The organism is Nocardioides exalbidus (genome assembly GCF_900105585.1).
GTDB lineage: Bacteria > Actinomycetota > Actinomycetes > Propionibacteriales > Nocardioidaceae > Nocardioides > Nocardioides exalbidus.
The window spans coordinates 1874058-1886848 of sequence record NZ_FNRT01000002.1 but is presented as its reverse complement, the minus strand read 5'-3'; the positions used below and the strand labels follow the sequence as shown (position 1 = coordinate 1886848).

The window sequence follows — 12791 nt, the reverse complement described above, 5'->3', positions numbered from 1 at the left end:
CTCCGGGTCGTCAGGCAGGGGTCGATCCGGGCAGGCCCGCGACGCGGATGCCCGCGTGGATCTTGTAGGCCTTGTTGATCGAGATCAGCACGGCGGTCAGAGGCTCGAGCTGCCGGGCCAGTCGGAGCCTACCGGCGTCCACCCCGGCCCGGCCGGTCACCACCCGGGCCAGCTCCATCACCACCTGCTGAGCACGTCAGTCGGCACGGCCCTGGCTCGACGCTGCGAAGTTGACGCTGATGCGTGGACCGGTCGGCGAAACCTGCTTGGGGACGCAGTGTCGGAAGTCCGACTGGCAGCGCCCGCCCATCACGAGCAAGTCGCCGGCGAGCGGGCGGAACGTCGAGCTGGGACCTCCACCCGTCGGCCTGACCAGGAACCGGCGACTCGCGCCGAGGCTCAGGACAGGCACCACGCACTCGCGTCTGCGCGTCGAGGCGCCGTCCCCGTGCCATCCCGTGCTGTCGCGATGGTCGCGGTAGAGGTTGACCCACAGGTGGTCGTAGGTCACGCCGTAGTGCGAGCTGAGTGCCTGCGCCGCCTGCTGCAGGAGCACCGGCGCGGTCGCCAGGTCGTCGTACTGCACCGTCAGCCTCGGCTCGACCACCATCTCGCCGTACATCCACCGGCGGCGCTGCTCCCATGCCCCGCCTCCGAGCAGCTCGTCGAAGAGGCTGTCGGCGCCCGTGAACCAGCCCGGCACGTGCTCGACCCACGAGTGCCCGTCGAGCCTCACGCGATGAGCGGTCGCGAAGCTCTCGTCGACACCCGGGACGTCCGGGCGCCCGGCCTCGCCGAACAACGGCAGAGCTGCGTCGGTCACGACCCCACACCTACCAGCCGCCACCGACACCGCACGCGATGCGGACCGCCTCCCGCATCTGTCGCACGATCGTCGTCCCGAGTGCTGGTGACCAGCCCCTGGGCGAGCGACGGCCGTACCAGGCGTCACATCGGCCCGGGTCGCCCTTCCCTCCGACCGCCTAGGCTCGAGTGATGACGTCCACCCTCGAGCCCCTCTCGGCCGCGGAGGTCTACCTCCTCGGGCTCGAGCCCCGGCACACGCGCCGGTGGGGCCGGCTCGTCGCCGGCGCGCTCGACCTCTGGTGCGCGACCACGGGTGGACGGTTCGAGCTGACCGGCGAGGGATACGTCGTGGTGAGGCTGCGCAGCGACGGCGCGCTCGAGCTGCGACTTCCCGTGGGCGGTGCGGAGGCTGCGGCCGAGCTGATGGGCATCCTGCGCCGCCAGCTCGACACGATGGCACCCGACGAGTTCCGCCTCGCCTGGGGCCTGCGCTAGCCGAGCGGCCGACGGAAGACGAATCGGCGGAAGAGGTAGAACCGCGCACCGAGTCCGAGCACGAGTCCGATGACGTTGGCCGCGATGTTGTCCGACACCGGGTCGTCGAGACCCAGCACGTCGCGACTGATGACCAGGCACGCGACGGGCAGCGACATGGTGACCAGGTTGATGAGCACGTACGCCACCCGGCCGCCGTCCGCCTGGCGCGGCGGGCGGTCCCTGAAGGCCCAGCTCCTGGCGCCGCGGTAGCTGATCACCATGCCCACGGTGTTGGCCAGGACGTACGCGAGGACCGGTCGGTCGCGGAGGAGCGCAGGGCCACCGGCACCCCAGCCGTGCACCAGCCCGTTGAAGAGGATGAAGGCGACGACCGTGGCCACGCCGCCCACCGTGAGGAAGCGCCCCAGCTCGGCCAGCACGCGCTGGTGACGACTGCCGACGAGGCTCGAGGCAGGTCCGACATCGCGCACCGACGGAACGGGTCCTCGCGTCACGGCCGCGGGGGAAGGGTCAGTGACACGCACACCAAGGCTGAACACCGGCGACCGGGGACTATTCCCCCCGTCGCTATCCGCACCATCGAGCGCCGAGTGACGATCTCCTGACCTCGCTCTCACCGGTCGTGGTTGTCGGGCGACCAGCCGGGCTCACCCCTCACCGCGGAGGCAATGCGCTCGCTGATCGCACGCAGCTGCCTCACCTGGGTGGAAGTGAGCGCATCCAGGACGAGGCGGCGGACGAGGTCGGCGTGTCCGGGTCCGGCTTCCGCCACCTTGTCCACTCCCGCCTCGGTCAGGATCGCCAACGTGTACCGACCGTCGGCGGGATCGGGAGTCCGGTGCACCCAGCCCCTCCCCTCGAGGCGGGCGACCGCCCTCGAGAGCCGCGAGAGGGTGCTGTTGGCGTAGCCCGCGAGCTGGCTCATGCGCAGCGTACGGTCGCGCGCGCCCGACAGCGCGAACAGGACGCCGTACTCGAAGTGCGTGAGACCCGAGTCTCTGGTCAGCTGAGCGTCAAGGGCGGCGGGGAGCCACTCCAGCACCGTCGCGAAGGCCGACCACGCGGCGAGATCCTCTCCCGCAAGACCGCGCCCCTCGGTGGTTGCGTTCACGGCCACAGTCTAGCCGCGAGCACGACTTTGACTTTCTCAGGCAAGCGAACGACAGTGGTCATTCACTTGCTCAGGAAAGTCATACGCGCGGCACGGGCCGCACCCGAGAGAACGGCACGACATGGACTTGCAGCTGGAGGGCGCGACGGCCTTCATCAGTGGATCGACCCAGGGAATCGGCTACGCGATCGCGAAGGCCCTGCTCGACGAAGGAGCGTCCGTCATCGTGAACGGTCGCAACGAGGCGCGAGTCGCCGACACCGTCGACCTGCTTCGCCACGCCGACCCCGTCGGCGATGTGCACGGAATCGCTGCCGACTTCGCCCGACCGGAGTCGGTCGAGGCGCTCCTCGGGCAGCTCGACCACGTCGACATCCTGGTCAACAACGTCGGACTGTTCGGCCTGAACCCCTTCGCGGAGACGTCCGACGCCGAGTGGAACCGCTACTTCGAGGTCAACGTGATGAGCGGCGTCCGGCTCTCCCGACACCTGCTCGACTCGATGCTGGCCAGGGGGCGTGGCCGGATCATCTTCGTCAACAGCGAGTCCGGGGTGAACGTCCCGGCGAACATGATCCACTACGGAGTGACGAAGGCTGCGATGTTGGGCCTCGGCAACGGCCTCGCCAAGCTCACCACGGGGACCGACGTCACCGTCAACTCCATCCTCGGTGGCCCCACCTTCTCCGACGGCGTGTCGGCCGCGGTGAGCCACGTCGCCGCACAGCAAGGTGTGGCCACGGACGCGATGAAGGCCGCCATCATCGGCGCCAACCAGACCTCGCTCATCCAGCGATTCATCGAGCCGAGCGAGATAGCCAGCCTCGCGGTGTACCTCGCCAGCCCGGTGTCAGCCGCGATCAACGGTGCGGCCCTGCGAGCCGACGGCGGCACGCTGACCGGAATCCTGTGACGCCTCTCCGAGTGCAGAAGACTCCCCGGGGTCTCGGGTCCCCGGGGGAGTCAGAGCCGCCTGTCAGAATCGAACTGACGACCTAGTCATTACGAGTGACTCGCTCTACCGACTGAGCTAAGGCGGCAAGGCCCTCGAGCGGTGCTCGGTGGACCGCGGGAGAGTATACGGAGCGCCCGGGCCGGGACTGAAATCACCGGGTGCGTGGTTGGGTTTCGACGTACGACCCCCACCCCACCAGAGGAGACACGATGCCCACTCGCACCGCTCGCACAGCCTGGAACGGCGGACTCCAGGACGGCTCCGGCCAGGTCGAGCTGACCAGCTCCGGCGTCGGGACGTACGACGTCTCGTTCCCCAAGCGCGCCGCGGAGGACGCCGGCGGGACGACGAGCCCCGAGGAGCTCATCGCGGCCGCGCACTCCTCCTGCTACGCCATGCAGTTCTCGGCGCTCATCGCCGAAGCCGGCGGCACGCCGCAGGCGCTCGAGGTGACCGCCGACGTCTCGCTCGGCGAGGACAAGGAGGCCGGAGGCTTCAAGCTCACCGGGATTAAGCTCACGGTCCGCGGTGAGGTCGAGGGCCTCGACGAGGCCGGCTTCAAGGAGGCGGCCGAGAAGGCGAAGGCCGGCTGCCCGATCAGCAAGGCCCTCGCGGGCGTGGACATCACGCTCGACGCCGCACTGGAGTCCTGAGCCTCACCGTCGATCCGTCATGCCGATCCGCACCGATGGATGCGCGTTCGGATGACGGATCGGCGATCGGTGGCGACAGGCCGGGATCCGTCATCCGGATCCGCAAGGATGACTGCGGGTCTGGATGACGGATCGGCGGAGCGGCGTCAGCACGTCGTCCCGGCGTCGGGGACCGTCCCGTCCACCAGGTAGTCCTCGACGACGGCGTTGATGCAGTCGTTGCCGGCGTTGTAGGCCGTGTGGCCGTCGCCGTCGCGCTTCACGAGCACGCCCGAGTCGAGCTGCGCGGAGAGCGCCTCGGCCCACTTCATCGGCGTCGCCGGGTCGCGCGTCGTGCCGAGCACGAGGATCGGGGCAGCCCCCTCCCCGCGGATGTCGAGCGGCTCCTCGCTCGAGGTGACCGCGACCCCGCGGCAGCCGGTCATCCCCCACGCGAAGACGTCACCGAAGGTCGGCGAGGCCTGCTCGAACTCACCGAACAACGACGGCACCTTCGCGAACGGCACTGACGTCGGGTCGTCGAGGCAGTTGATCGCGTAGTTGGCCTCGATGGAGTTGTCGCTGTAGGACCCGCTGCTGGTGCGGGAGGCGTAGGCGTCGGCGAGCTGCATCAACGCCGAGCCCTTGCCGTCCATCGCCGAACCGAGCGCAGTGCTCAGCAGGAACCAGTAGTCGCGGTTGTAGAGCGGCGCGATGATCCCGTAGAACGCGTTGCCGACGGTCAGCTCGCGATCGCCCGCCGGCAGCGGCTTCTCTTCGATCGAGTCGAGCAGGTCGCTGATCGTCGTGAGGCCCTCGTCGACGGTGTCGCCGAGGAAGCAGTTGTCGGTGGAGTCGAGGCAGTTCTGCACGTAGGCGCGCAGGGCCGTCTCGAACCCGGCGGCCTGGTCGAGCGCCGCCGACTTCGCGTCGAGGGAGACGTCGACGGCCCCGTCGAGCACGAACCGGCCCACGCGGTCGGGGAAGAGCTCGGCGTAGGTCGCGCCCAGCTTGGTGCCGTAGGACGCGCCGAAGTAGGTGAGCTGCTCCTCGCCGAGGGCCGCGCGCAGCACGTCCATGTCGCGGGCGGCCTCGATCGTGGTGACGTGGCCGATGAGCGCGTCGCTGTTGGCCACGCACTCCTCGCCGTAGGACAGGACGCCCTCCCTGTAGTCGGCGACCTCCTCGGGCGTGTCCGGGGTCGGGTCACCGGCGAGGTAGGCGTCGAGCCGCTCGTCGCTCAGGCAGTCGACCGGGTCGGACCGGCCGGTGCCGCGCGGGTCGAAGCCGACGACGTCGTAGGCCTGGAGCAGCGGCTCGCGGAAGACGCGGGCACCGAGTGAGGCGTACGTCGTGCCGGGGGCGCCCGGTCCGCCCGGGTTGACCACCATCGAGCCGACGCGCTCGCCGCTCGCGGGCACCCGCAGCAGGTTGAGCTCGATGGTCTGCCCCTGCGGGTCGGCGTAGTCGATCGGGACGGTCAGCGTGCCGCAGTCCTGGTCGGCGTTGCTCTCGCACGGCTGCCAGTCGATGCGCTGGGAGTAGAGGTCCGCGAGGTCGGGCTCGGGCGCCTCGGTGACCGTCGCCGGCGGAGGCGTGGTCGGCGACGGCGTGGGTCGCGCGGACGGCGTCGCGTCCGGCGTGCTGCCGCCGACGGCCAGGCCCACGGCGACGAAGGCCGTCAGGGCGAGGGCGAGCACCACGACCAGTGCGAAGACCTTCTTCATCGAGGCGTCACCGATGTCCTCCGGGCAGGCGCAGGGCGACCGCCATCGACTCGAGTGCCAGCAGCGGCGGCACGTTGAACTCCAGCATCTGGTCGCGCGCGGTGAAGATCGCGTCGATCATCCGCAGCAGCTCGTCGGGCGAGGCGGCTCGGGCGACGACCTGCACATCGGCGCGCAGCTCCTCGTTGACGAGCATGCCCGGCGCCCCGACGGAGAGGGCGATCGCATCGCGGTAGACCGAGACGAGGTCCATCAGGGCTCGGTCGATCACGTCGAGGACGCGCCGCTTGGCCTTCTGCTTCTGCAGCTTCTCCAGCCCGCTCAGCGCCGCCTTGTAGGAGCGGCTCGCGAGGTCCTTGCGCTCGCTGCCGAAGATCGCCTGGAGCTCGTCGAGCTCGCGCTTCTCGGCATCGGCGGTGATCGCCTCGGTCTCCTCCTTGGCGAGGTCGGCGAGGTTGGTCGCCGCGGTCATGCAGGCACCGATGCTGGTCAGCCGGGACGGGATGCTGACCACCTCCCGACGACGGGAGCGGGTCTGCTCGTCGAGGGCGAGCGCCCGGGCGCGGCCGATGTGGCCCTGGCTGGCGCGTGCCGCGAAGCTGGCGATCGTCTCGGAGATCCCGTCGCTGCGCGACAGGAATCGCGCGACGTCGTCGGTGCCGGGCGTGGACAGGGTCATGGTGCGGCAGCGCGAGCGGATCGTCGGCAGGACGTCCTGGACGGTCGGCGCGCAGAGCAGCCAGACCGTCTTGGGCGTCGGCTCCTCGATCGCCTTGAGCAGCGCGTTGCCGGTGCGCGGGTTCTCCGGGGTGCCGAGGCGGTCGGCGTCCTCGATGACGACGATCTGCCAGCGCCCGATCGCCGGGAACTTCGCGGCCGACTGCACCAGGTCGCGCATGTCGTCGACGTAGAGCACCGACGTCTCCGACTTCACCCACGTGATGTCGGGGTGCGAGCCGCTCATTCCGAGCCGGCACGCCTCGCAGTGGCCGCAGCCGGTCTGCGTCTCGCACTGGAGCGCCGAGGCGAAGGCCCGCGCCACGTTGGAGCGGCCCGAGCCGGGCGGCCCGGTGACGAGCCAGGCGTGGGTCATGCCCTGCCCGGCCGCCGCCTGCTTGAGCAGCTCGATCGTGGGGCGCTGGCCGACGAGGTCGTCCCAGACAGTGCCGGCGGTCCTGGGGGTCGTGGTCATCGTCCCTCCAGCAGCGGCTCGACCCGCTCCCGGACGGCGCCGGCGATCTCGTCGATCGGCGCCCGCGCATCGAGCACGACGTAGTGGTCGGGGTCGGCGGCAGCGAGGGCGAGGAAACCCTGCCGCACGCGCTGGTGGAACTCGAGCGACTGCCCCTCGATCCGGTCGCGCTCCTCGAAGCGGCCCAGCCCGGCCTCGGGCTCGAGGTCGAGGACGACGGTGAGGTGCGGGCGCAGGTCGCCGGTGGCCCAGCGGGCGACGGCCTCGACCTCGGCGACGTCGAGCGTGCGGCCGGCTCCCTGGTAGGCCAGCGTGGAGTCGACGTAGCGGTCGGTGATCACGACCTCGCCCCGGGCGAGAGCGGGCAGCACGACGTGGTCGACGTGCTCGGCCTTGTCGGCGATGTAGAGGAGCGCCTCGGTGCGGTCGGACAGGTGTCCGGTGGCCGGGTCGAGGACGATGCGCCGCATCTCCTTGCCGACCTCGGTGTCGCCCGGCTCGAAGGTCAGCAGGACGGTCCGCCCCTGCGCGACCAGCCAGTCGTGGAGCAGGCGCGACTGGGTCGACTTGCCGGCTCCGTCGCCGCCCTCGAAGCAGACGAAGAGGCCCGCCTCGGAGAAGATGCCAGCGCTCATCCGGGGTCCCCGCGGAGCTGTCCGGGGGAGCGCAGCGGCGGAGAAGAGCTCCGTGGGGTGGTCCTCACGGGCTGAACCCTACGGGGCGGGCCTGACAGCGTGTCAGGCCCGGCGCACCTTGATCACGCGCTTGGCGAGCACCTTCTTCGACCCCGGCGCAGTGAGCTCGATGCGCACCTTGACGACCCGACCGGGCCTGATCCGCTTCAGGCCCTTGGCGGTGAGCTTCACCGACACCTTCGCCTTCTTGCCCGCCTTCACCCGGTAGGACTTCGCCTTCGCCAGGGTCTTGCCGCCCTGGGCGAGCTCGACGGTGAGCCGGCCGGCACACGCAGCACCCTTCGCGCACTTCACCGGCACGGTGAGCCTGCCCTTGCGGATCGGCGTGACGCCCTTGACGGCAGGCAGGGTGCCGACGACGGTCGTCGTACCTCCGCCGCCTCCGCCACCACCGCCGCCCGGCGGGATCATGGTGACGCCGTCACCCAGGTCGACGTTGGTCGTGCCCAGCTGGTCGGTCGTCACCCGCACGATCGAGTTGTTCGTGGCGTCGGTGAACCAGATCGCGCCGTCGGGCCCGAAGGTCAGCGAGGTGGGCTCGTAGTTGCCGACCGAGCTGATCGCGCCGACGCCGTTGGCCGCGATGTGCCCGATGCCGGGAGCCGCGCCCCTGTTCGTGAACCACATCTGCCGGTCGGGCCCCATCACCAGGTCCTGCGGCGCGGAGCGCGAGCCGGTCGACCAGATCTGCGTGCCCCCGGTGGCCGCGTCGAGGTAGCCGATCGACCCCCGCGAAGGGCTGGTCAGGCTGCCGTCCGTGCTGCTGCGGGTGAACCAGATCGAGCCGACCGGGCCGGCCGCCAGGCCCATGGGGTACGTCGCGTCGCTCGGCAGCGGGTAGGTGACGCCGCCTGCCGCGTCGGCGTTCACGCGCGTGATCGTGTCCTGGCCCTCGGCCGATCCGCCCTGGCACCACATCGCGCCGTCAGCGGCCTCGCCGAGGACGTCGGCGCACTCCGGCGAGTTCTCGTAGGCGATCGGCTGGCCGGCAGGGACGATCGTGGAGATGAACGAGCTGCCGTAGTTCATCGTCACCCAGGCCTTGCCACTCGGGTCGATCCTCACCTCGCCGCCGTAGGGGCACGTGTTGATGCAGCCGTCGTAGTTGGGGAAGGTCCAGCTGGTGAGGAGCTGGCCCGCGCTCGAGAGCCGGACCACGTTCTCGCCGTGCTCGGTGATCACCCAGACCGAGCCGTCCGGTCCGACGTCCAGGCTCTGGGCGGGGTTGTCGACGCTCGAGTCCGTCGGCGGCAGGGCGAACTCCTGGATCGCGCCGGAGGTCGTGATGCGTCCGACCTTGTTGGCCCCGCGCTCGAGGAACCACATGCTGCCGTCGGGCGCGGTGGTGATCCGGCCGAGGTTCGCGTTGCTCGTCGGCACCGGGAACACGTTGACCGCGGCGTGCGCGGGGGTCGTACCGACCACCACGAGGAGCGGGCTCACGAGGAGCGCGAGGACGGCGAGCAGGGCTGTGCGAGCGCGGGTCATCGGGTCACTTTCGTCCGCGGCGACGCGTGCACCCCATGAGCACGCGGACCACCGTGCTTGTCACCTCACCAGTTGGGCACGGTTTCAAACACCCACCATCGGATGAACTGTCACTGCCACGTGCGGTCGTAGCCGACGAAGGCGCTGAGGACGAAGGTGGCGAGGAGGAACGCCCACCCTCCGGTGAGCCGACGACGGGAGGGATCAGCCGGTCGCAGGTGCGCCAGCGGCCCGGCGAGCACGACGTAGGCGACCAGCCCGATCGGTGAGGCGAGCGCGAACATCCAGAACCACGCCCACCTGGTCGACCGCCACGGCGGCGGCCCCGACACGATCAGCACGAAGACGGCGAGCCCCGCCGCGAGCAGCATCCAGGACAGCGCCGCGGGACCGCTCCACCCCATCAGGGTCCACCTGACGTAGTCGCCGTTGCCCGTGGTGTCGACCGACAGCCAGGGCGCCAGGCCGCGCAGGAAGTCAGCGGGGGCCTCGTCGACGTACTCCCGGCCACCGATACCGGGCGAGTCGACGGCAAGCTGCGAGTCCTTGCCCCGGACGACGCGCACCTCGGCGTAGTGGTTGATCGTCTCGCGCCACCGGACCACGTAGGTTCCGGGACCCCCGTCGCGTGGTCCGTGGATCTCGACCTGCTGCGCGTCCCCGTCGACGACCGCACCCACCAGATCGCCGTACGTGCTCTGCTTCTCCCCCGCGACGAAGGCCGTGCCGCCGATCGCGACGAGCAGCAGCACCAGCGCCAGGCTCGCGATCCGCCACCGCCGCCCGTACCACTCGTCCCAGTCCGCTCTCGCCGTCGGCGTCGGCTGGTGGACGAGCGTCGTCACGCCTTCCCCCGAAGTCATGGGAGCAGGCTAGGCCCTCAGGCCTTCTTGGCGGTCGTCTTCTTCGCCGTCGTCTTCTTGGCCGCGGTCTTCTTGGCGGTCGTCTTCTTCGCAGCCGTCTTCTTGGCGGGAGCCTTCTTCGCCGCCCCCTTCTTGGCCGCCTTCTTGGCGGGGCCGCGCTCGCGGCGCTCGGCGAGGAGCTCGGCCGCACGCTCGAGGGTGATGGACTCGACGGTGTCGTCCTTGCGGAGCGTGGCGTTGTACTCGCCGTCGGTGACGTACTCGCCGAAGCGACCCGCCTTCACGATGACCGGCTGGCCGGAGACGGGGTCGTTGCCGAGCTCCTTGAGCGGCGGGGTGGCCGCGCCGCGACCGCGCTGCTTGGGCTGGGCGTAGATCGCCTTGGCCTGGTCGAGCGTGATGTCGAAGATCTGGTCCTCGCTGGTGAGCGAGCGCGAGTCGGTGCCCTTCTTGAGGTAGGGCCCGTAGCGACCGTTCTGCGCGGTGATCTCGGTGCCGTCCTCGTCGGTGCCGACGACGCGCGGCAGGTCGAGGAGCTTGACCGCCTCCTCGAGCGAGACGGTGTCGAGGGTCATCGACTTGAAGAGCGATCCCGTGCGCGGCTTGGCCGACTTGGGCGCGTCCTCGGGCAGGAGCTCGGTGACGTAGGGGCCGAAGCGGCCGTTCTTCGCCACGATCTGCAGGCCGGTGTCGGGGTGGTTGCCCACGACCTGCTCCTCGCCGGCCGGGTTGGCCAGGAGCTCCTTGGCCTTCGCGACGGTCAGCTCGTCGGGCGGGAGGTCGTCGGGGACGTTGGCGCGGACCGGGGCACCGTCACCGTCCTCGGACGGGGGACCCTCGACGTAGGGGCCGTAGCGACCCACGCGCAGGTCGATGCCCTCCCCGATGGGGAAGGTCGCCATCTCCTTGGCGTCGATGTCGCCGAGCTCGGTGACGAGCGTCTTGAGGCCGACGATCTCGCCGGCGCCGTAGTAGAACTCGCCGAGCTCGGTGGCGCGGTCCTTGCGGCCACCGGCGATCTCGTCGAGGACGTCCTCCATCGAGGCGGTGAACTCGTAGGAGACCTGGCGGGGGAAGTGCTCCTCGAGCAGCCGGACCACCGAGAAGGCCAGCCATGCCGGGACGAGAGCGGTGCCCTTCTTGTAGACGTAGCCGCGGTTGAGGATGGTGCCGATGATGGAGGCGTACGTCGACGGGCGGCCGATCTCGCGGTCCTCGAGCTCCTTGATGAGCGTCGCCTCGGTGTAGCGCGCGGGCGGCTTGGTCTCGTGGCCCTCGGCGGTCAGCGTCGCGGCGGAGACGGCGGCGCCCTCGGTGAGGTTCGGCAGCCGCGTCTCGGCGTCGTCCTTGCGCTTCGAGGCGTCGTCGATGTCCTCGACGTAGGCCTTGAGGAAGCCGTGGAAGGTGATCGTGCGACCGCTCGCGCTGAAGACGACGTCACGACCGTCGGCTGCCGCGCCGCCGATGCGGATCGTCACCGAGTTGCCGGTCGCGTCCTTCATCTGGGAGGCGACGGTGCGCATCCAGATCAGCTCGTAGAGGCGGAACTGCTCGCCGGACAGGCCGGTCTGCGCCGGGGTGCGGAACGAGTCGCCGGCCGGGCGGATCGCCTCGTGCGCCTCCTGCGCGTTCTTCACCTTCGAGGTGTAGGTGCGCGGCGAGTCCGGGACGTACTCGGCGCCGTAGAGCTCACGCACCTGGTCGCGCGCCGCGCCGATGGCGGCACCCGACAGCGTCGTGGAGTCCGTACGCATGTAGGTGATGAAGCCGTTCTCGTAGAGCCGCTGCGCGACCGACATCGTCACGCTGGCGCTCATCCCGAGCTTGCGGCTCGCCTCCTGCTGGAGGGTGGTGGTGCGGAAGGGGGCGTAGGGCGAGCGGCGGTAGGGCTTGGACTCGACCGAGCGCACGTCGTACGCCGTGTCGGCCAGGCCGGAGGCCAGCGTCTCGGCGTCGGCGCGGCTGAGGTGGACGCGCTCGCCCTTCGAGCCCGACGAGCCCTTGAGCTCGCCGGTGTTGTCGAAGTCGGCGCCACGGGCGACGCGGACGCCGTCGACGGCGTGGAGCTTGGCCGGGAACATCCGCGGGTCGTGGCCGGTGCCGGCGTCGAAGGTCGCGTCGAGGTCCCAGTAGGAGGCGACGCGGAACTTCATCCGGTCGCGCTCGCGGTCGACGACCAGGCGGGTGGCGACCGACTGGACGCGGCCGGCGGACAGGCCGGACATGACCTTCTTCCACAGCACCGGGGAGACCTCGTAGCCGTAGAGGCGGTCGAGGATGCGGCGCGCCTCCTGGGCCTCGACGAGGTCGTCATTGATCTCGCGCGGGTTCTCGACCGCGGCGAGGATCGCCGGCTTGGTGATCTCGTGGAAGACCATCCGGTGGACCGGCAGGCCCTTCGGCGGCTTGAGCTCGTCGAGGAGGTGCCAGGCGATCGCCTCGCCCTCGCGGTCCTCGTCGGTGGCGAGGTAGAGGGCGTCGGCGTCCTTGACCAGCTTCTTCAGCTTGGCGATGTGGCTCTTCTTGTCGCGGGGCACGACGTAGTAGGGCTCGAACCCGTTGTCGACGTCGACAGCGAGCCGGCCCCACGGCTTGTCCTTGATCTTGGCCGGCGTGTCCGCGGCGTTGTTGGGCAGGTCGCGGATGTGACCGATCGAGGACTCGACGACGTAGTCCTTGCCCAGGTAGCCGCCGATGGTGCGGGCCTTGGCAGGCGACTCGACGATGACGAGCTTTGCCACAGTTGTTGCTCCTCTATTTGCTTCCAGCGCCGCAACCGTAGCGCCACATCCCGAGATGACCAGCCCGGGAGGTGGCCCACGT

Annotated in this window: 13 protein-coding genes and 1 tRNA gene; 3 read left to right on the top strand and 11 right to left on the bottom strand. The window is 70.3% G+C overall.

The genetic code is table 11. The features are described from left to right. Positions 1–10: 10 nt before the first annotated feature. The gene (locus BLV76_RS09350) at positions 11–178 is read right to left on the bottom strand and encodes an NAD(P)-binding domain-containing protein (RefSeq protein WP_245734610.1); all 168 of its coding nucleotides are present in this window, start codon (positions 176–178) and stop codon (positions 11–13) included. Between the two features lie 18 nt (positions 179–196). Further along, positions 197–823, bottom strand: coding sequence for an alpha-ketoglutarate-dependent dioxygenase AlkB (locus BLV76_RS09345; RefSeq protein WP_090968886.1), 627 nt, complete (start codon positions 821–823; stop codon positions 197–199). Positions 824–996: 173 nt separating this feature from the next. On the opposite strand from BLV76_RS09345, the gene BLV76_RS09340 reads away from it, so the two are divergent. Next, positions 997–1302, top strand: a complete 306-nt coding sequence (locus tag BLV76_RS09340) for a hypothetical protein (RefSeq protein WP_090968885.1) — start codon at positions 997–999, stop codon at positions 1300–1302. Here BLV76_RS09340 and BLV76_RS09335 read toward each other — a convergent pair. Next, positions 1299–1775 (bottom strand): GtrA family protein, encoded by a 477-nt coding sequence (locus BLV76_RS09335; RefSeq protein WP_175539620.1) that lies wholly within the window; start codon positions 1773–1775, stop codon positions 1299–1301. The two genes, BLV76_RS09340 and BLV76_RS09335, sit on opposite strands and share 4 nt — an antisense overlap. A 143-nt stretch (positions 1776–1918) precedes the next feature. Continuing rightward, positions 1919–2416, bottom strand: a complete 498-nt coding sequence (locus BLV76_RS09330; RefSeq protein ID WP_245734609.1) for a MarR family winged helix-turn-helix transcriptional regulator — start codon at positions 2414–2416, stop codon at positions 1919–1921. 121 nt (positions 2417–2537) lie between these two features. Here BLV76_RS09330 and BLV76_RS09325 point away from each other — a divergent pair, with 121 nt between their 5' ends. Beyond that, on the top strand, positions 2538–3329 hold the full coding sequence (locus BLV76_RS09325) for an SDR family NAD(P)-dependent oxidoreductase (RefSeq protein ID WP_090968883.1): 792 nt from the start codon (positions 2538–2540) through the stop codon (positions 3327–3329). A 54-nt stretch (positions 3330–3383) separates the two neighbouring features. Here the strand turns inward: BLV76_RS09325 and BLV76_RS09320 are convergent. Then, positions 3384–3456 (bottom strand) — tRNA-Thr (locus tag BLV76_RS09320). Between the two features lie 124 nt (positions 3457–3580). Here BLV76_RS09320 and BLV76_RS09315 point away from each other — a divergent pair. Continuing rightward, on the top strand, positions 3581–4024 hold the full coding sequence (locus BLV76_RS09315) for an OsmC family protein (protein WP_090968882.1): 444 nt from the start codon (positions 3581–3583) through the stop codon (positions 4022–4024). 146 nt (positions 4025–4170) lie between these two features. Here BLV76_RS09315 and BLV76_RS09310 read toward each other — a convergent pair whose 3' ends face one another. From BLV76_RS09310 to topA, 6 genes are all read right to left on the bottom strand, one after another. Continuing rightward, on the bottom strand, positions 4171–5730 hold the full coding sequence (locus BLV76_RS09310; protein WP_090968881.1) for an alpha/beta hydrolase: 1560 nt from the start codon (positions 5728–5730) through the stop codon (positions 4171–4173). A 7-nt stretch (positions 5731–5737) separates the two neighbouring features. Continuing rightward, positions 5738–6922, bottom strand: a complete 1185-nt coding sequence (locus BLV76_RS09305) for a DNA polymerase III subunit delta' (RefSeq protein WP_090968880.1) — start codon at positions 6920–6922, stop codon at positions 5738–5740. Then, complete coding sequence (gene tmk / locus BLV76_RS09300; protein ID WP_090968879.1) at positions 6919–7557, bottom strand: dTMP kinase; 639 nt, start codon at positions 7555–7557, stop codon at positions 6919–6921. The genes BLV76_RS09305 and tmk overlap by 4 nt, the downstream gene beginning before the upstream one ends. A 102-nt stretch (positions 7558–7659) precedes the next feature. Beyond that, entirely contained in the window at positions 7660–9105 is a 1446-nt protein-coding gene (locus BLV76_RS09295) for a Vgb family protein (protein ID WP_090968878.1), read from the bottom strand. A 110-nt stretch (positions 9106–9215) separates the two neighbouring features. Beyond that, positions 9216–9968: a hypothetical protein gene (locus tag BLV76_RS09290; protein WP_139306532.1), complete on the bottom strand. Its 753-nt coding sequence runs from the start codon at positions 9966–9968 to the stop codon at positions 9216–9218. 17 nt (positions 9969–9985) lie between these two features. Then, on the bottom strand, positions 9986–12709 hold the full coding sequence (gene topA, locus BLV76_RS09285; RefSeq protein ID WP_090968876.1) for a type I DNA topoisomerase: 2724 nt from the start codon (positions 12707–12709) through the stop codon (positions 9986–9988). Positions 12710–12791 lie beyond the last annotated feature (82 nt).

Coding starts and splice junctions, on each gene's coding strand:
- BLV76_RS09325 (WP_090968883.1), top strand. CDS start 2,538: ATGGACTTGCAGCTGGAGGGCGCGACGGCCTTCATCAGTGGATCGACC.
- tmk (WP_090968879.1), bottom strand. CDS start 7,557: ATGAGCGCTGGCATCTTCTCCGAGGCGGGCCTCTTCGTCTGCTTCGAG.
- BLV76_RS09310 (WP_090968881.1), bottom strand. CDS start 5,730: ATGAAGAAGGTCTTCGCACTGGTCGTGGTGCTCGCCCTCGCCCTGACG.
- BLV76_RS09290 (WP_139306532.1), bottom strand. CDS start 9,968: ATGACTTCGGGGGAAGGCGTGACGACGCTCGTCCACCAGCCGACGCCG.
- BLV76_RS09315 (WP_090968882.1), top strand. CDS start 3,581: ATGCCCACTCGCACCGCTCGCACAGCCTGGAACGGCGGACTCCAGGAC.
- BLV76_RS09295 (WP_090968878.1), bottom strand. CDS start 9,105: ATGACCCGCGCTCGCACAGCCCTGCTCGCCGTCCTCGCGCTCCTCGTG.
- BLV76_RS09340 (WP_090968885.1), top strand. CDS start 997: ATGACGTCCACCCTCGAGCCCCTCTCGGCCGCGGAGGTCTACCTCCTC.
- BLV76_RS09350 (WP_245734610.1), bottom strand. CDS start 178: ATGGAGCTGGCCCGGGTGGTGACCGGCCGGGCCGGGGTGGACGCCGGT.
- BLV76_RS09305 (WP_090968880.1), bottom strand. CDS start 6,922: ATGACCACGACCCCCAGGACCGCCGGCACTGTCTGGGACGACCTCGTC.